At 61.3% G+C, this 18,813-nt stretch carries 13 protein-coding genes; 9 read left to right on the top strand and 4 right to left on the bottom strand.

Features of this window, described 5'->3' with window-relative positions; translation table 11 throughout:
* Positions 1 to 153: 153 nt before the first annotated feature.
* The 7 genes from J3A65_RS09755 (at position 154) to J3A65_RS09725 (ending at position 9,191) form a co-directional block, all read left to right on the top strand.
* Positions 154 to 1,749, top strand: coding sequence for an ABC transporter ATP-binding protein (locus J3A65_RS09755; RefSeq protein ID WP_209900937.1), 1,596 nt, complete (start codon positions 154 to 156; stop codon positions 1,747 to 1,749).
* Positions 1,739 to 2,824 carry an ABC transporter permease gene (locus J3A65_RS09750; protein ID WP_192076927.1) on the top strand — a complete coding sequence of 362 codons (1,086 nt, stop codon included), beginning with the start codon at positions 1,739 to 1,741 and terminating at the stop codon, positions 2,822 to 2,824. Before J3A65_RS09755 ends, J3A65_RS09750 begins: the two co-directional genes overlap by 11 nt.
* Positions 2,824 to 3,738 (top strand): ABC transporter permease, encoded by a 915-nt coding sequence (locus J3A65_RS09745; RefSeq protein ID WP_062580772.1) that lies wholly within the window; start codon positions 2,824 to 2,826, stop codon positions 3,736 to 3,738. The genes J3A65_RS09750 and J3A65_RS09745 overlap by 1 nt, the downstream gene beginning before the upstream one ends.
* A 45-nt stretch (positions 3,739 to 3,783) precedes the next feature.
* Positions 3,784 to 4,857 carry a BMP family ABC transporter substrate-binding protein gene (locus tag J3A65_RS09740; RefSeq protein ID WP_062580770.1) on the top strand — a complete coding sequence of 358 codons (1,074 nt, stop codon included), beginning with the start codon at positions 3,784 to 3,786 and terminating at the stop codon, positions 4,855 to 4,857.
* Between the two features lie 132 nt (positions 4,858 to 4,989).
* Positions 4,990 to 6,345 (top strand): bifunctional UDP-N-acetylglucosamine diphosphorylase/glucosamine-1-phosphate N-acetyltransferase GlmU, encoded by a 1,356-nt coding sequence (gene glmU, locus J3A65_RS09735; protein ID WP_209900934.1) that lies wholly within the window; start codon positions 4,990 to 4,992, stop codon positions 6,343 to 6,345.
* 203 nt (positions 6,346 to 6,548) lie between these two features.
* A complete protein-coding gene (gene glmS, locus J3A65_RS09730) occupies positions 6,549 to 8,375 on the top strand; it encodes a glutamine--fructose-6-phosphate transaminase (isomerizing) (RefSeq protein WP_209900932.1) in 1,827 nt (608 codons plus the stop codon).
* Positions 8,376 to 8,471: 96 nt separating this feature from the next.
* Complete coding sequence (locus J3A65_RS09725; protein ID WP_209900930.1) at positions 8,472 to 9,191, top strand: DUF502 domain-containing protein; 720 nt, start codon at positions 8,472 to 8,474, stop codon at positions 9,189 to 9,191.
* Here the strand turns inward: J3A65_RS09725 and recG are convergent.
* Positions 9,188 to 11,293: an ATP-dependent DNA helicase RecG gene (gene recG, locus J3A65_RS09720; RefSeq protein WP_209900928.1), complete on the bottom strand. Its 2,106-nt coding sequence runs from the start codon at positions 11,291 to 11,293 to the stop codon at positions 9,188 to 9,190. The two genes, J3A65_RS09725 and recG, sit on opposite strands and share 4 nt — an antisense overlap.
* A gap of 91 nt (positions 11,294 to 11,384) precedes the next feature.
* Here recG and J3A65_RS09715 point away from each other — a divergent pair, with 91 nt between their 5' ends.
* Both J3A65_RS09715 and mfd read left to right on the top strand, forming a co-directional pair.
* Positions 11,385 to 11,708 carry a succinate dehydrogenase assembly factor 2 gene (locus J3A65_RS09715; RefSeq protein ID WP_062456798.1) on the top strand — a complete coding sequence of 108 codons (324 nt, stop codon included), beginning with the start codon at positions 11,385 to 11,387 and terminating at the stop codon, positions 11,706 to 11,708.
* Complete coding sequence (gene mfd, locus J3A65_RS09710) at positions 11,705 to 15,235, top strand: transcription-repair coupling factor (RefSeq protein WP_209900926.1); 3,531 nt, start codon at positions 11,705 to 11,707, stop codon at positions 15,233 to 15,235. Before J3A65_RS09715 ends, mfd begins: the two co-directional genes overlap by 4 nt.
* An 82-nt stretch (positions 15,236 to 15,317) precedes the next feature.
* On the opposite strand, the gene J3A65_RS09705 is transcribed toward mfd, so the two are convergent.
* From J3A65_RS09705 to J3A65_RS09695, 3 genes are read right to left on the bottom strand one after another with little or no spacing between them, the layout of a single operon-like run.
* A complete protein-coding gene (locus J3A65_RS09705) occupies positions 15,318 to 16,259 on the bottom strand; it encodes a DMT family transporter (RefSeq protein ID WP_209900924.1) in 942 nt (313 codons plus the stop codon).
* Positions 16,260 to 16,278: 19 nt separating this feature from the next.
* A complete protein-coding gene (locus J3A65_RS09700; protein WP_062456808.1) occupies positions 16,279 to 16,950 on the bottom strand; it encodes a DsbA family oxidoreductase in 672 nt (223 codons plus the stop codon).
* Positions 16,951 to 17,003: 53 nt separating this feature from the next.
* Positions 17,004 to 18,773: an extracellular solute-binding protein gene (locus J3A65_RS09695; protein ID WP_245341646.1), complete on the bottom strand. Its 1,770-nt coding sequence runs from the start codon at positions 18,771 to 18,773 to the stop codon at positions 17,004 to 17,006.
* Positions 18,774 to 18,813 lie beyond the last annotated feature (40 nt).

Genomic DNA, 18,813 nt, shown 5'->3' with positions numbered 1-18,813 from the left:
CAACGCGTCTCTTTGCTGTTGTGCAAGGCAACAAAAACGGTATCAATATCAACCCAGTATCCGGTCAGACCGGACGGGTTCAGCATTTGAAATAACTGCGACGCGGAAATACCGGCACTCAAGACCGGGCGCGCGGGTGAACGAGGGGACGTCGTGACTTTTTCCGAGAGCGAGCAGGCTGCTTCGCTTTTGTCGGTCCGTGGACTGACGAAGCTGTTCGGCGATTTTGCTGCGTGCAGTGGTATCGATCTCGATATCGCGCCGGGTGAAATCCATGCGCTGCTCGGCGAAAACGGTGCCGGCAAATCCACTCTCGTAAAGATGCTGTTCGGCGTGCTTCAGCCATCGGGCGGGCAGATTGTCTGGCAGGGGAACCCGGTGACGATTGGTTCGCCTGGGGAAGCCCGGCAGCTCGGCATCGGCATGGTGTTCCAGCATTTTTCGCTGTTCGAAGCGCTGACGGTTGCCGAAAACATTGCCTTGTCACTCGATCCGAAAACGCCGCTTGCCAAGATCGCCGAAGAGGCTGCCTCGCTTTCCAAGGCCTACGGACTGCCGCTCGACCCTTATGCGCATGTGGCAGACCTTTCGGTCGGTGAACGCCAGCGGATCGAGATCGTGCGGGCTCTCCTCCAGAACCCGAAGCTGATCATTCTCGACGAGCCGACCTCCGTGCTCACGCCGCAGGAAGCGGACCGGTTGTTCGAGACGCTTTTCAAGCTGAAGGCCGAGGGCCGCTCGGTGCTCTATATCAGCCACCGGCTGGAGGAAGTGCGTCGCATCTGCGACCGCGCCACCGTGCTTCGCCACGGCAAGGTGACCGGCGCCTGCGATCCGAGGCAGGAGACGCCTGCGTCACTTGCCCGGATGATGGTGGGGACGGAAGTTGCCGCGGTGCACCGGGACGAGACGGTGGCACTCGGCGACGTTCAACTCGATGTGACCGACCTCAGCGTGAAGGCGCGCTCGCCGTTCGCGGTCAGCCTCAAAGACATTTCGATGCGCGTGCGGGCAGGCGAAATCCTCGCGATTGCGGGCATTGCGGGAAATGGTCAGAGCGAGCTTTTCGATGCCCTGTCTGGCGAATATCCGGTTGCCGATGATGACCGGATCAAGGTCCGCGGCAAGTCCGTGGGTCGCACGGGCATCAATGGCCGGCGGTTGCTCGGTGCCAGTTTCGTGCCGGAGGAGCGGCATGGTCATGCTGCCGTGCCCGGCATGTCGCTGACCGACAATCTGCTTCTGGCGCGCAGCCAGCCGGACCGGAAGGCATTTCTGTCGGGTGGTCTGGCGTCGATCGTGCGTTCCGGTGCGATCCGCTCGGCCACCAAGCGCATCTGCCAGCAGATGGATGTGCGCAAGAGCGGAGAGGATCCGCTGGCGGGATCGCTTTCGGGTGGCAACCTGCAGAAATTCGTTGTCGGGCGCGAACTCGATCGGCAGCCTTCGATCATGATCGTCAACCAGCCGACCTGGGGCGTCGATGCCGGGGCTGCGAGCCGCATCCGGCAGGCGCTGATCGATCTGGCGAAATCCGGCTCCGCCGTCGTCGTGATCAGCCAGGACCTTGATGAGATTTTCGAGGTGGCAACCAATATCGCTGTTATCTCGGAGGGCAAATTGTCGGAGCCGCATCCGGTCGGCAGCCTGTCGCTGGAGCGGATCGGGCTGATGATGGGTGGCATCCATGAGAGCCATTCCATCCCTGACGCCATGCCGTCCTCGCCGGAGGCAACGCATGCGCATTGAACTGCAAAAGCGTGCCCGCGTCTCGACGCTGTTTTCGGTTCTTTCGCCGCTTCTGGCGCTGGTGCTGACACTGATCGGCGGGGCGATCCTGTTCTGGGCGCTCGGCAAGAACCCGGGATCTGCACTCTACAGTTTCTTTATCGAGCCGCTGCTGGAGGTCTGGTCGCTGCATGAACTGGCCGTCAAGGCTGCGCCGCTGATCCTGATCGCGGTCGGGCTTTCGATCTGTTACCGTTCCAACAACTGGAATATCGGCGCCGAGGGTCAGTTCACGATCGGCGCGATCACGGGTTCGATCCTGCCGGTCCTCTATCCCGAGTGGCATTCGCCGATGATCCTGCCGCTGATGCTTCTGATGGGCATTGCCGGCGGCGCGCTCTACGCGGGTATTCCGGCGCTTTTGAAGACGCGGTTCAACACCAACGAGATCCTGACCAGCCTCATGCTGGTCTATATCGCGCAGCTGTTTCTCGACTGGCTGGTCCGCGGCCCTTGGCGCGACCCGCAGGGCTATAATTTTCCACAGACGAAGAGCTTCCAGATAGAAGCGGTGCTGCCGGAAATGCTGGCCTCCGGCCGGGCCCATTGGGGCTTTGCCTTCGCGATCATCGCAGCGGTGGCGCTCTGGTTCATGATGCGCTTCATGTTGAAGGGTTTCGAGGTTCAGGTGCTCGGGCAGTCGGAACGGGCAGGGCGTTTCGCCGGCTTTTCGGCACGGCGCATGGTTTGGTTCTCGATGCTCGTCTCCGGCGGTCTTGCCGGGCTTGCGGGGATCTCGGAAGTGTCCGGTTCGATCGGTCACGTGCAGCCGTCGATCTCGCCCGGATACGGTTTCACCGCGATCATTGTGGCATTCCTCGGGCGTCTCAATCCGCTCGGGATCATCGCGTCGGGCCTGGTTCTGGCGCTCACCTATCTCGGCGGTGAGGCGGCACAGCTTTCGATCGGGATCTCCGACAAGGTCAGCCGCGTCTTCCAGGGCCTGCTGCTGTTCTTCGTTTTGTCCTGCGATACGCTGATCCATTACCGCATCCGGCTGATCTTTGCCGGAAGCCAGGCGGAGGCGAAGAGCTGATGTTCGAGGCGATCCTTCTCACCGTCATCACTGCCGCAACGCCGCTCGTCATTGCGGCGCTCGGCGAACTCGTGACCGAACGTGCAGGTGTGCTCAACCTCGGCGTCGAAGGCATGATGATCATGGGCGCCGTCTGCGCCTTTGCGGCGACGCAGATGACCGGTTCGCCCTATATCGGCATCGTCGCCGGCATTGTCGGCGGTGGGCTGTTCTCGCTGCTGTTCGGGTTCCTGACGCTGACGCTGGTGGCAAATCAGGTGGCGACGGGACTGGCGCTGACGATCCTGGGTCTCGGCATTTCCGGCCAGCTCGGCGAGAGCTTCGTCGGCCAGCCGGGCATCAAGCTGCAGCCGATCGTCATTCCGCTCCTGTCCGATATTCCCTTCGTCGGCCGCGTTCTCTTCGCGCAGGATCTCACCTTCTATCTGTCTATCGCGCTTGTCATCGGCATCAACTGGTTCCTGTTCAAGAGCCGTCGCGGCCTGAAGCTTCGCGCGATCGGCGACAACCACGGATCGGCGCATGCGCTCGGCATCAACGTCATCCGCACGCGCTATTTGGCAGTGCTGTTCGGTGGCGCCTGTGCGGGTCTTGCCGGTGCGCAGCTGTCGCTTGTGTATACGCCGCAATGGGTGGAAAACATGTCGGCTGGACGCGGCTGGATTGCACTTGCGCTCGTCGTCTTTGCTTCGTGGCGGCCATGGCGGGTTCTCGCCGGCGGCTATCTTTTCGGGGCCGTGACGATCGGGCAGCTGCATGCGCAGGCGTTCGGTATCGGCATTCCGTCCCAGGTTCTGTCCGCACTTCCATACGTGGCGACTATTGTCGTCCTCATCATCATCTCGCATAATCGTCGCACGACGCTCATCAATACGCCGGCTTCGCTCGGAAAGGCATTCGTCCCCGATCGGTGACCGCGGTAAGCACACCCCGTCTTCAAGCCAATAGAGGTTTAGGAAATGAAGAAACTGATTATCGCCCTAGCCGCGTCGGCCGCCCTTCTGGGTGGTTTCTCGACCGGCGCGCAGGCCCAGGAAAAGAAGAAGGTCTGCTTCATCTATGTCGGTTCCAAGACCGATGGCGGCTGGACCCAGGCGCATGATCGCGGCCGTATCGAGCTAGAAAAGGCACTTGGCGACAAGATCGAGACGCCGTTCCTCGAAAGCGTGCCGGAAGGTCCGGATGCCGAACGTGCGATCGAGCGCATGGCCCGCTCCGGTTGCGCGATCGTCTACACGACATCGTTCGGCTTCATGGATGCGACCGTGAAGGTTGCCGCCAAGTTCCCGAACGTGAAGTTCGAACATGCGACCGGCTTCAAGGCTGGTCCGAACCTCGCGACCTACAATTCGCGCTTCTACGAAGGCCGCTACATCCAGGGCCAGATCGCTGCGAAGATGTCGAAGAAGGGCGTTGCCGGCTACATCGCATCCTTCCCGATCCCGGAAGTGGTGATGGGCATCAACGCTTTCGAACTCGGTGCAAAGTCGGTCAATCCTGACTTCAAGCTCAAGGTCGTATGGGCGAACACCTGGTTCGACCCGGGCAAGGAAGCCGATGCTGCCAAGGCTCTGGTCGACCAGGGCGTCGATATCCTGACCCAGCACACCGACACGACGGCACCGATGCAGGTTGCAGCCGAACGCGGCATTTTCGCATTCGGTCAGGCGTCCGACATGATCGCCGCCGGTCCGAAGACGCAGCTGACTGCAATCGTCGATACCTGGGGCGCCTATTACATCAAGCGCACCAAAGCGCTTCTCGACGGCTCCTGGAAGTCCGAGCAGATCTGGGACGGCTTGAAGGACGGCATTCTCACGATGGCGCCCTACACCAACATGCCTGACGACGTGAAGGCGATGGCCGAAGAGACCGAAGCCAAGATCAAGTCCGGCGAACTGCATCCGTTCACCGGCCCGATCAACAAGCAGGACGGTTCTGAGTGGCTGAAGGCCGGCGAAAAGGCCGAGGACGGCGTTCTGCTCGGCATGAACTTCTACATCCAGGGCGTGGACGACCAGCTGCCGAAGTGAGCTCGTCTCCAGTCTGAGTTTGAAAGGGCGCCCTCATCGGCGCCCTTTTTGTTTCCGATGGACATATGCCGTTTATCGCCCTTCAAGACAGTTGCTGCTACACAGGCTGCGATTGCCGAAGGAGATTCTGTCATGAGCCGTTCCTGCCTTGCCGTCATTCTTGCTGCTGGCGACAGCACGAGGATGAAATCGTCCATGTCGAAAGTGCTGCATCCGGTCGCTGGTCGGCCGATGATTGCGCATGTGATGGCAGCGGTCGCTTCGGCTGGGATGACGGACGCAGCACTTGTGGTCGGCCGCGATTCGGACAAGGTCGCCAAGGCAGGTGCTATCGACGGGATATCGGTCAAAGCTTTTCTGCAGACGGAGCGGCTCGGTACCGGACATGCAGTTCTCGCGGCCCGTGACGCCATCGCCGAAGGCTTCGACGACGTTCTGGTGGCCTATGGCGACGTGCCGCTGATCACTGCCGCTCCCTTCATGGCCGCCCGGGCCGAGCTTGAGAAGGGCGCCGATGTTGTGGTCATCGGGTTTCATACGGACAAGCCGACCGGCTATGGCCGTCTTCTCGTGGATAATGGCGAACTTGTCGCCATCCGCGAGGAGAAGGATGCGACTGACGAGGAACGCAAGGTCACCTGGTGCAATAGCGGCCTGATGGCAATCAACGGTGCCAAGGCTCTGGCCTTGCTCGAACAGATCGGCAATGCCAATGCCAAGGGTGAGTACTACCTGACGGATCTCGTGGAGATCGCCCGGGCGAACGGCGGCAAGGTCGTTGCCGTGGATGCGCCCGAAACGGAACTGACCGGCTGCAACAACCGGGCGGAACTGGCTTACATCGAGCGCCTGTGGCAGGAGCGTCGCCGACATGAACTGATGGTGTCCGGTGTCACCATGATTGCGCCGGAAACAGTTTTCCTGGCCTATGATACGCAGATCGGACAGGACGCGCTGATCGAGCCGAATGTGGTGTTCGGGCCGGGCGTGACGATCGATAGCGGTGCGGTCATCCACGCGTTTTCCCATATCGAAGGTGCGCATGTCAGTTCGGGTGCGACAGTCGGGCCATTCGCGCGTCTTCGCCCGGGTGCTGATCTCGCCGAGGGCTCGAAGGTCGGCAATTTCTGCGAGGTGAAAAACGGCAAGGTGGGCGAGGGCGCCAAGGTGAACCACCTGACCTATATCGGCGATGCCGTCATCGGCGCGCATGCCAATATCGGCGCCGGCACGATCACCTGCAACTATGACGGCGTCAACAAGCATGAGACCCGGATCGGCGCGAACAGCTTTATCGGATCCAACTCGTCATTGGTTGCGCCGGTGTCGATCGGCGACGGGGCCTATGTCGCGTCAGGCAGTGTGATTACCGAGGATGTGCCTGACGATGCGCTGGCCCTTGGTCGCGCCCGGCAGGAAGTGAAGCCGGGCCGCGCGAAGGTCATTCGCGAGCGCGCGCTGGCGATTAAGGCATCGAAGGCGAAGTAGCCGTCCGGGGCTACATTGAAGACGGAAGGATCCGTCGCTGCGGGAGGGGCAAGAACTGCTTCGAACAGGCCGCAGCGGCAGGTCCGACCCATTAAGGATTTCGCGTTACTGTTCGACATCGAAAGTGACCGCGCCGGTGATTGCACGGCGAGGGCAATCGGCTAGGACTTCGCGATCGAACGAGAAGAATTGGAGAGGCCTATATGTGCGGGATTGTCGGGATCGTGGGCCATGAGCCGGTAGCGACGCGTCTGGTCGAGGCGTTGCGGCGGCTGGAATACCGCGGCTATGATTCCGCTGGCGTCGCCACCATCCACGACGGCAAGCTCGATCGCCGCCGCGCCGAGGGCAAGCTGTTCAACCTCGAGAAGAAGCTCGATGGAGAGCCGCTGCCGGGCACGATCGGGATTGCCCATACCCGCTGGGCAACGCATGGCGTTCCGAACGAGACGAACGCGCATCCGCATTTCGTCGACGGAGTCGCGGTTGTTCATAACGGCATCATCGAGAATTTCTCCGAACTTAAGGACGCCCTGATCGCCGACGGGGCTGTCTTCACCAGCCAGACGGATACGGAAGTCGTGGCACATCTGCTGGCGCATTACACGCGCGAAGGCCTGGGGCACCGCGAGGCAATGCTCGCCATGCTCAACCGCGTTTCCGGCGCCTATGCGCTGGTCGTGATGTTCGAGGACGAGCCCGGCACGATCTTTTCGGCGCGATTCGGGCCGCCGCTTGCCGTCGGTCATGGCCGGGGCGAGATGTTCTTAGGATCGGATGCGATTGCGCTCTCGCCCTTTACCAACGAGATCACCTATCTGGTCGATGGCGATTGCGCCATCATCACCCATGATCGTCTCGAGGTCGTCGACTACGAAGGCCGGCCGGTTACCCGAAAGAGCCAGATCTCGCAGGCGGCGACCTTCATGGTCGACAAGGGCAACCATCGCCATTTCATGGAGAAGGAGATTTATGAGCAACCCGAGATCATTTCTCACGCGCTTGCCCATTATATCGACTTTGCCACCAACACGATGAAGCCCACGGATACGGCGATCGACTTCTCGACAGTGTCGGGCCTCGCGATTTCCGCCTGCGGTACGGCCTATCTGTCCGGTCTCATCGGCAAATACTGGTTCGAGCGCTATGCGCGCCTTCCCGTCGAGATCGACGTCGCCTCGGAATTCCGCTACCGCGAACTGCCGCTGTCGCCCAGCCAGGCGGCGCTGTTCATCTCGCAGTCCGGCGAGACAGCCGATACGCTCGCATCCCTGCGCTACTGCAAGGATCAGGGCCTCAAGATCGGCGCTATCGTCAACGTCCGCGAATCGACGATCGCGCGGGAATCGGATGCAGTGTTTCCAATTCTTGCAGGACCGGAGATAGGTGTCGCCTCGACCAAGGCCTTCACCTGCCAGCTCGCGGTTCTGGCGGCTCTTTCGATCGGTGCCGGTCGCGTCCGCGGGACGGTGACGGAGAGCGACGAGAAGGCGATGGTAAAGCACTTAGCCGAGATGCCGCGAATCATGAGCCGGGTATTGAACGACATCCAGCCGCAGATCGAGGCGCTTTCGCGAGAGCTTTCGCGCTTCAAGGATGTGCTTTATCTCGGGCGCGGCACGAGCTATCCGCTTGCACTGGAAGGTGCGTTGAAACTCAAGGAAATCTCCTACATCCACGCGGAAGGCTACGCAGCCGGTGAATTGAAGCACGGACCGATCGCCCTGATTGACGAGCACATGCCGGTCATCGTCATTGCGCCGCATGACAGGTTCTTCGAAAAGACCGTTTCGAACATGCAGGAAGTGGCGGCGCGCGGCGGCAAGATCATCTTTATCACCGACGAGAAGGGGGCCGCTGCCTCGAAACTTCCGACGATGGCGACGATCGTGCTGCCGAATGTAGACGAAATCATTTCACCGATGATCTTTTCGCTGCCGATCCAGCTGCTTGCCTACCACACGGCCGTGTTTATGGGCACCGATGTCGATCAGCCTCGCAACCTCGCGAAATCCGTCACCGTGGAGTGATCGGGAAAGGGTTGCTTTCCCTTGCATCGCAGCATTGCATCTTGCATTGTCGCATTCGATGAATGCGACAATGCAAGTCACAGGTAAGGAATTTTCATGAGCGACAGCCCAGAGCGCTTATCGCTGGCCGGTCGGCTCAGAAACAACTTTCTTACCGGCCTGATCATATGCGCGCCTTTGGCGATCACCATATGGCTGACCTTTACCTTCATCGACTGGGCCGATAGCTGGGTAACCCCCTACATCCCGCAGCGTTACGACCCCCAATATTACTTCGATGTAACGATTCCCGGCACCGGTCTGCTGCTGGCGATGGTGATGATCACCATCATCGGCTTTCTCGGCAGGAACCTGATCGGTCGCTCGATCGTCAGTTTCGGTGAGTCGATCCTCAACCAGATGCCGCTCATCCGGACCATCTACAAGAGCGTCAAACAGATCCTGGAGACGGTTCTGAAGGAACAGTCCACGTCGTTCAAGAAATGCGGCATGGTCGAATTTCCGACACCCGGCACCTGGGTGCTGGTGTTTATTGCCGGCGATGCACAGGGCGAGATTGCCGAAAAGCTTAACGCAGACGGTGAAGAGATGGTGGCGGTTTTCATGCCACCGACCCCGGTCCCGACGGCAGGTTTCCTGATGTTCGTGCGCAAAAGCCAGATCATCATGCTCGACATGACGCCGGAAGAGGGCGCCAAACTGTTGATCTCGGGCGGGCTCATCTCTCCGACCTATACGCCGAAGCCGGGCGAGGTCCCGATCCTGCCGTCACCGCAGGACATGCCGGCCACTACCACTCCGCCGACCGCCCTTTAGCCTGCGCGCAGGAAGCGGATCGCTTCGTCGCGTCGATGTAGATAGAGCAGGGCGCGTACGGCCTCGCCGCGTTCGCTTGTGAGGTCCGGATCGCGATCGAGGAGGTAGGTCGCGTCCTTGCGGGCGATCTCGAGGAGATCCGCGTGTGCTTCGAGGCTTGCGATCTTGAACCCGGGCGTGCCTGACTGGCGGGTGCCGAGGAGCTCTCCCTCGCCACGCAGTTTCAGGTCTTCCTCGGCGATCAGAAATCCGTCCTCGCTGTCGCGGAGAATCGACAAGCGCGCATGGCCGGTTTCGCTGAGTGGTCCCTTGTAGAGAAGAATGCAGGTGGAGGCTTCTTCTCCACGCCCCACACGCCCACGCAACTGGTGGAGCTGCGCCAGACCGAACCGCTCCGCATGTTCGATCACCATGATCGTCGCATCGGGCACGTCGACGCCGACCTCGACAACCGTGGTTGCCACAAGCAGGCGGATCTCGCCATTCTTGAAGGCGCTCATGACGGCGTCTTTTTCCGGTCCGGCCATTCGGCCATGGACAAGGCCGACATTGTCGGCACCGAGTTCCCGGGCAAGCACCGCGTAGCGTTCCTCGGCCGACATCAGTTCTGATACATCCGATTCCTCGACCAGCGGGCAGATCCAGTAGGCTTTCTTGCCCTCGGCGACGGCGCTTCGCAGGCGGCCGACGACGTCGCCTATCCGTTCGGTCGGGATCGTTACGGTCTGGATCGGCTTTCTGCCGGCCGGCTTCTCGGTCAGCTTGGACACATCCATGTCGCCGAAGGCAGCAAGAACCAGCGTGCGCGGGATGGGAGTCGCGGTCATGACAAGCATGTGCGGGGAGATGCCCTTGGCGGTCAGACGCAGACGCTGATGAACGCCGAACCGATGCTGCTCGTCGACGACCGCGAGCATCAGGCTGTGATAGCTGACGGTGTCCTGGAACAGCGCGTGGGTGCCGATGACGATCTGGGCCTCGCCCGAGGCGATCCGCTCGACGATGGCTTCGCGTTCGCGACCCTTGGTGCGGCCGGTCAGAAGTTCGACCGTGACGCCGGCGGCACCGGCCAGTTTCGAGATGGTCGAGAAATGCTGGCGGGCGAGGATTTCGGTCGGTGCCATCAGCACGGCCTGGCCGCCGGCTTCGACGGCGGCGGCCATCGCCAGCAGGGCCACCAGCGTCTTGCCGGCACCGACATCGCCCTGCAACAGCCGCAGCATGCGGTCTTCGCCTGCCATATCCTTGGTGATATCCTCGACGGAGGATTTCTGGCTCGGCGTCAGCGAAAACGGCAGTGCGGCGACGAGCCGGGTGGCAAGCTCGCCCTTTACCCGGATCGGCTGTCCCGGCACTTTGCGGATCTTCTGGCGCACCAGTGCCAGCGACACCTGGCCTGCAAGGAACTCGTCATAGGCCAAGCGGCGGCGTGCCTTGGACTGGGGATCGATATCAGTTTCGTCCCGCGGATCGTGCAGTTCCTGAAAGGCTTCCGTTACGGTAGGAAAGCCCTCACGCTGCGTGAGGCTCAAATCCGCCCATTCCGGGAACTGGGGCAGGCGCGCGATTGCAGCTTCAATCGTCCGGCGGAATGTCTTCGAAGAGAGGCCCGCGGTCATAGGATAGACTGGTTCCACAAGCGGCAGGTTTTCGGCTTCCGATACCTTCACCATGAAATCCGGATGGATCATCGAGGCGCGGCCGTTGAACCAGTCGACCTTGCCGCTGACCATCACCTGTTCGTCGACCGGAAGCGTCTTGTGCAGCCAGTCTCCCTTTGCGCGGAAAAAGGTGAGGGCGAGTTCGCCCGTCTCGTCGTGCAGGAAGACCCGGTAGGGCTGGTTGGTTCTGGCCGGTGGAGGTTGATGCCGGTCGACGCGTCCCTCGATGGTGACGATCGCTCCCTGCGGCGCGAGCGCGATGCCCGGACGGTTGCGGCGATCGATCAGCGAGGTGGGCGCGTGGAACAGGAGATCGACGACCCGGCAGTCTTCCGCATCCTCGCGTCCGGTGACGCGCGCGATCAGGTCGGCGATCTTCGGGCCGACGCCGGGCAGCGATGAGACGGAGGCAAACAGCGGATCGAGTATGGCAGGACGCATGGTTGGCTAAATGGCGCAAGTTTTGCCCATTTGGCAAGGTGACGCGAGCCGAAAACAATCCTATATGAACCGCAAAACAGGGACCTGGCTTATGACTGGATTGGCACGCACCAGCGCGGATCTCGACCCCCGTCGCCGACGTATTCTCTATCGCTGCTGGCATCGCGGCATTCGCGAGATGGATCTCGTGTTCGGCAGCTTCGCCGAGGCGGAGATTTCCAACCTCTCCGATACGGAACTGGACGAGTTTGAAGTGATCATGGATGAGCAGGACCACGACCTGCACGCCTGGATCACCGGCGCTATGGCGCTGCCCGAGGAACGCAATACGCCTCTGTTTGCGCGTATCGCCGCCTACAAGCCGGACTTCGATCCCGTGACCAGAGAGTCGTTGCAAGAGAAACTCGGCCAATGATTTCCGGATTTAACGCGAAGAAGATCGCGGCGGCCTCAACACCGCTGACCATCGGCAGTGTGCCGGCCGGCACCGAACCGCTTGTTCTTGCGGAACTGGCGCGGGCCGGACAGTCGGTTGCCTACGTTCTCTCGGACGGCCAGCGGATGCCGGATCTGGAGCAGATGCTGTCCTTCGTTGCGCCGGAAATTCCGGTTCTGTCGCTGCCGGCCTGGGACTGTCTGCCCTATGACCGTGTGTCGCCGAGTGCCGATGTCTCCGCAAGGAGACTTGCCGCCCTGTCGGGGCTGATCGCGCATGCCAAGAAGCCGCATCCGGCCATTGTGCTCGTCACCGTCAATGCGATGTTGCAGAAGATCGCGCCAGCCTCGGTGATCGAAAGCCTCGCGTTTTCGGCCAAGCCCGGCAACGTGATCCGGATGGACGATATTGCCGCGCGGCTTGAGCGCAACGGCTTCGACCGCGTCTCGACGGTTCGTGAAGTCGGCGAATTCGCTGTGCGCGGCGGTATTCTCGACGTGTTTGTGCCCGGAACGGAAGAGCCGGTGCGGCTCGATTTCTTCGGCGATACGCTGGAAACGATCCGGTCCTTCGATCCGGCAAGCCAGCGCACGACGGGTCAGGCCCGCTCGCTCGACCTTAACCCGATGAGCGAAGTGACGCTGACGCCCGATACGATCAGCCGCTTCCGCACGAATTACCTTTCGCTGTTCGGCGCTGCCAACCGTGACGACGCGCTCTATCAGGCCGTGTCCGAGGGTCGTCGTTATGCGGGCATGGAACACTGGTTGCCGCTGTTTTACGAGAAGCTCGAGACCGCGTTCGACTATCTGAGCGGCTTCCGGATCGTCACCGATCACAATGCGCGCGAAGCGGCCACAGAGCGTTCGAAGCTCGTCACGGACTATTTCGAGGCACGCCGCGATCAAGCGAGCATGGGCAAGGGAGCGGCCGCGCAGGCAACGCCCTACAAGCCGGTATCGCCGGGCCAGCTCTATCTCGACGGCAAGTCGTTTGCGGAAACGCTTGATCAGGTCGCGGCCATCCGCCTCACACCCTTCAACGAGATGGATTCTGCCGGCCGTCCGGTTCTGACGCTGGATGCCCATACGGGGCCGCGCTGGGCGAAAAGCCAAGTAGAGACTGGGTCCGAGACCCAGGAGCACGATTCCGATAGCGAGGTTCGTGTCAATATTTTCGATCTCGTCGTCAAGCATATCGCCGACAAGCGCGCTGAAGGCACGAAGGTTCTGATCACGGGTTGGTCCGCCGGCTCGCTTGACCGCCTGCTGCAGGTTCTGGACGAACGCGGCCTGAAGCGCATCAAGCCGATCGAAAAGCTGTCGGACCTTCAGAAGCTTGAAAAAGGCGAGGCGGCATCGGCCGTGATGAGCCTGGAAGCGGGCTTCGAGACGGGCGATATCGCCGTGATCGGCGAGCAGGATATTCTCGGCGACCGCATGGTTCGGCGCGGCAAGCGCCGCAAGCGTGGAGCCGATTTCCTCACCGAAGTTGCGGGTCTCGATGAAGGGTCGCTTGTCGTCCACGCCGAACACGGTATCGGCAAGTTTGTCGGCCTGATCACGATCGAGGCCGCCGGCGCGCCGCGCGCCTGCCTGGAACTGCATTATGCGGATCAGGCCAAGCTCTTCCTGCCCGTCGAAAACATCGACCTTCTCTCCCGCTACGGGTCGGATGCTGCCGAAGCCAATCTCGACAAGCTCGGTGGCGGCGCCTGGCAGGCTCGCAAGGCCAAGCTCAAGAAGCGCCTGCTCGATATGGCCGGCGACCTCATCCGCATCGCTGCCACACGCATGGTGCGCCGTGCACCGGTTCTGGCAACGCCGGAAGGGCTCTACGACGAGTTCGCCGCCCGTTTCCCCTATGACGAGACGGAAGACCAAGCAACGGCGATCGAGGCCGTGCGGGACGATCTGGCCGCGGGACGGCCGATGGATCGCCTCGTCTGCGGCGACGTTGGTTTCGGCAAGACCGAAGTGGCGTTGCGCGCAGCCTTCTTTGCCGCGATGAACGGCGCCCAGGTTGCGGTCGTCGTTCCGACGACCCTGCTGGCACGCCAGCATTTCAAGACGTTTACCAACCGTTTCCGCGGGCTGCCGATCCGGATTGCCCAGGCCTCGCGTCTCGTGCCGGCGAAAGAACTGGCGCTGACGAAGAAGGAATTGTCCGAGGGCAAGGTCGATATCGTCGTCGGCACCCATGCGCTACTGGGCAACAGCATCCAGTTCGCGAACTTGAGCCTTCTGATCATCGACGAGGAGCAGCATTTCGGGGTGAAGCACAAGGAACGGCTGAAGGACATGAAGACCGACGTGCATGTGCTGACGCTGTCTGCGACGCCGATCCCGCGCACGCTGCAGCTGGCCATGACGGGCGTTCGCGAACTGTCGCTGATCACCACGCCGCCGGTCGACCGGATGGCTGTGCGGACCTTTATCTCGCCGTTTGATCCGCTGGTCATTCGCGAGACGCTGATGCGCGAGCACTACCGCGGCGGTCAGAGCTTCTACGTCTGCCCGCGGCTGGCCGATCTTGCTGATATCCAGGCGTTTCTGCAGTCGGACGTGCCGGAACTCAAGGTAGCCGTTGCGCATGGACAGATGGCTGCGGGAGAGCTGGAAGACATCATGAATGCTTTCTACGACGGCAAGTATGACGTGCTTCTCTCGACCACGATCGTCGAATCCGGTCTCGATGTGCCGACAGCCAACACGCTGATCGTGCACCGGGCCGACATGTTCGGACTGGCGCAGCTCTATCAGCTGCGTGGCCGCGTTGGGCGCTCGAAGGTTCGGGCATTTGCGCTGTTCACGCTGCCGGTCAACAAGACGCTCACCCAGATGGCGGACCGTCGTCTCAAGGTGCTGCAATCGCTCGACACGCTGGGTGCCGGTTTCCAGCTGGCAAGCCACGACCTCGATATTCGCGGTGCCGGCAATCTTCTCGGCGAGGAACAGTCTGGCCACATCAAGGAGGTCGGTTTCGAGCTCTACCAGCAGATGCTGGAAGAGGCGGTTGCCGAAGTGAAGGGTGAGGACGACGTCGTCGATACGGGCTGGTCGCCACAGATCTCCGTCGGCATCACCACGATGATCCCGGAGAACTACGTGCCGGATCTGCATCTGCGCATGGGTCTCTATCGCCGCCTTGGCGAAGTGCAGGAACTGTCGGAGATCGATGGCTTCGGTGCGGAAATGATCGATCGCTTCGGGCCGATGCCGCCCGAGGTGCAGAACCTGCTCAAGGTCGTCTATATCAAGACGCTCTGCCGCAAGGCGAATGTCGAGAAGGTCGATGCCGGTCCGAAGGGCGTGGTCATCGTCTTCCGCGACAAGCAGTTCCCCAACCCGGCGGCGCTGGTCGGCTATATCGCCAAGCAGGGATCGCTTGCGAAGATCAGGCCGGACCAGAGCATCTTCCTCAACCGCGACCTGCCGACGCCGACAAAGCGGCTGACGGCTGCAGCCCAGGTGATGACGCAGTTTGCGGAACTGGCGAAGACCTGAAGCGTCTCGTCGCTTCGACAACAAACAAAAGGCCGGTGAGCAGAGCTCGCCGGCCTTTTTCGTTCAATCGATACTGTGGCTTTCAGGGCTTCGTGTCTGGCGCTTCCGGCGCCATCACCGCGGCGGCCTGCGTATCCGAGCCAAGGGCCGGCGGAAGCGGCGTGCCGCGAACGCGTTCGCGAATGAGGGTCAGCATGCCCGAGCCGATGATCAGGATGATGCCGATCACCATCGGCAGGTCGATATGGTCGCCGAAGACCAAGTAGCCGAACAGCACCGCCCAGATCATTTGGCTATATTGCGTCGGACCGATCAGGGTCGCGGGCGCATAGGCGGCTGCATACATGACCAGGATCGCGCCGAGTGCTGCCAGAAGCCCGTAGCCGGCCAGCCAGAGCCACTGGATTGCCGTCGGTGCCTGGAAGCCGGGCAGGGCAAGCGCGCCGCACACGACGAGCGTTCCGAGCACGCCGGCCCCGTAGAGCGATATGTTCTTCTCTGATGGTCCGATGGCCCTGAACACGACGATCGAGATGGCTCCGCTCAAGCCGCCGAAGACGGCGCCGAGATGGCCGATCGAGAGTTCGCGAAATCCGGGGCGGAGCACGATCATGACGCCGACAAAGCCGATGACGACCGCGGCCCAGCGCCTGTATCCGACCTGTTCCTTGAGGAAGATGACCGACATGATGGTGACGAAGGACGGAAGAAGAAAGATCAGCGCGAACGCTTCGGCCATCGACAGATGGGTGAAGGCAGTGACGCTGCCGATCGTGCCGCCGGCCTGCGCCACAAATCGCAGGATCCAGAGCGATCTGTTGGTGGTGTTGAAGGTATCCGTCCAGCGGTCGCCCTTCTTCATGAGGAAGGGAAGACCGACGAGGCAGAAGACCGCGCCGAGGAACGAGGATTGATAGGGGCTCAGCTGGCCCTCGATCAATTTGACGCTGGCGTCGCTCCATGCATAGGCGGCGAAGGCCGCAAAGGCGATGAGGACACCCTTGAGGGTCTGGTCTTTCTGCACAAAGATGACTTTCAGAGAGCTAGATCATGCCCTTGCGAGCTTCGGCTTTGAGCTGGGCGATTTCGCGGAAAGCGTTGGCGAGAACATCCGGCATCTGGGCACCGCTCACCGCATACTGTCCATCGATGATGAAGAACGGCACGCCGTTTACGCCCATCTTCTGCGCAGCGTCGATCTCGGCAAGGACCGTGTCCTTATCGGCGTCACCTGCCAGAAGGTTCTCGACGACCGTGCGATCCATACCGGCTTCGACGGCGATGTCTGCGAGAACCGCGTGGTCCCCGACAACGCGCCCCTGCTCGAAATTCGCCTTGAACAGCGCGGTCACAACGCGATCCTGAACCTCGCGGCCTTCCACCATCGCCCACTGAAGTAGACGGTGGGCATCGAGCGTGTTCGAGCCGACCGTGATCGCGTCGAAATTGAATGCGATGCCGACTTCCTGGCCCAGCTGAGTGAGCGCCCCGTGCGCGCGGGCGACCGTTTCGCTGCCGCCGAGCTTTGCTTCCAGAAACGCTTTGTGGTCCACACCTTCAGGCGGAATGTCCGGGTTGAGGCGATAGGGACGCCAGTTCAGGTCGACACCGATCTCGTCCTGAACTTCGGCGATTGCCAGCTCGAGCCGCGCCTTGCCCAGATAGCACCAGGGGCACACGACGTCGGAGACAATATCTACGGTGATGCGCTCCATCGGCGTTCTCTTTCCAATCAGGTTTGGCTTGCGATCGGGAGGTGGCGAGCTGTCTACTGCGCCCGCTCATCCCACCAAGTGTTGAGCTGATAGCCGTATAGCGGCAAGGTTTCCGGATAGCGTATCTGCTTGCGCCGCGCCACCCACTGGTCGGCAATATGGTAGAGCGGCACCATGTAATGGCCTGAAACCAGCAGGCGGTCATAGGCGCGAACCGTTGCTTCGAAATCTTCCTTGCTACGGACGGCTGTCATGGTCCCGATCAACCGGTCGATATCGGGATCCGCTGTTCCTGCAAAATTGAAGCTGCCGGGCGTGTCGCGGGAGGTGGAGCCCCAGCGTCCCATCTGTTCGATCCCGGGAGACAGCGACGACGGGTAGGATTTGACGATCATGTCGTAGTCGAAGCTGCCCGACCGCGCCTGGTACTGCGAATCGTCGACTGTGCGGATCGCCATGTCGACGCCGATCATCCGAAGGGCTCGCTGGTAGGCGATGGCGAGCTTTTCCTGATCGACGGTCTGGGTCATGACCTCGAACGACAACTGGCGCCCGCTGGCATTTGTCATGCGGCCGTTCTTGATCGTGTAGCCGCCCTTGTTCAGAAGGTCGACGGCCTTTCGCAACACTCTGCGGTCGGCGCCGGACGCGTTGGTCTTTTCGATACGGTAGGTACCATCGAGTACGTCGGGCTCGATTCGATCCTTGGTGTCACCGAGGATTTCTAGCTCGCGCTGGTCCGCCGGTTTGCCGAGAGAGGTCAGCGGCGAACCCTGCCAGAAGCTTTCGGTGCGGGTATAGGCGTTTTCGAACAGGTTCCTGTTCGCCCATTCGAAATCGAAGGCCAGCGAAAGGCCCGCGCGCACGTTGATGTCCGAAAAGATCGACCGGCGCGTGTTGAACACGAAGCCCAGCATGCCTGTCGGCAGTTGCGGTGTGAAGGCTTCCTTGACCGCGTCTCCAGTCCGGATGGCCGGGAAATTATAGGCGCGCGCCCAGTGGGTCGGGCTGCCATCGGGATAGATGTCGATCTCGCCCTTCTTGAACGCCTCGAACAGGGTGTTGTCTTCCAAAAAGTATTCGACGCTGATTCGGTCGTAATTGTCGAAACCGACTTTGGCCGGAATATCCTTGCCCCAGTACTTCTCATCGCGCTCGTAGACGATGCGCTGGCCGGGCGAGACGGATTTGATAAGATAGGGTCCCGAGCCCAGCGGCACCTTCAGGGTCGACTGATCGAATGTTTCTGGGTCGATCGCGTGTTTCGGCAGGATCGGGGTGGAGGCGGCGATGATCAGTGGGAATTCCCGGTCGACCGTGTCGTTGAAGGTGAAGCGGACACTGCGCTCGCCGACCTTTTCCATCTTCTCGACGGGGGCAAGACGTCTCGAGAAGGGCACGCGGCCCTTGTCCCGCAGCACCTCGAAGGAGAAAATCACGTCTTCAGGCGTCACCGGCTGGCCGTCGGACCATTTTGCCTTGGGATTGATGTTGAACTGGATGAATGTGCGCTCGTCGTTCCACTCGACGCTTTCGGCAAGCAGCCCATAGAGCGTGAATGGCTCGTCGGACGAACGGGTCATCAGCGTTTCGTAGATCAGGTTGCCGAAGGCCGGGTCCCAGACGCCGCGGGCGGTGGTGCGGATGCTCTTGAGGTTGAACGGGTTGAGGCTGTCGAAGGTACCGACGACGCCGTAACGGACGCTGCCACCCTTCTTCACTTGCGGATTGACGTAGCTCAGATGCTGGTAATCGGCTGGCAGGGCAGGTTCGCCATGCATGGAGATCGCGTGCACAGGCTGCGCCCGCGCCCCGGATGCCATAACAGGCACAAACAGCGTCGCTGCGATCAAGAAGGATATA

The organism is Rhizobium sp. PvP014 (assembly GCF_017876855.1).
Lineage (GTDB): Bacteria > Pseudomonadota > Alphaproteobacteria > Rhizobiales > Rhizobiaceae > Neorhizobium > Neorhizobium soli.
Note: the sequence above shows the minus strand (reverse complement) of the source record. Positions and strands in the feature narration are given on the sequence as shown.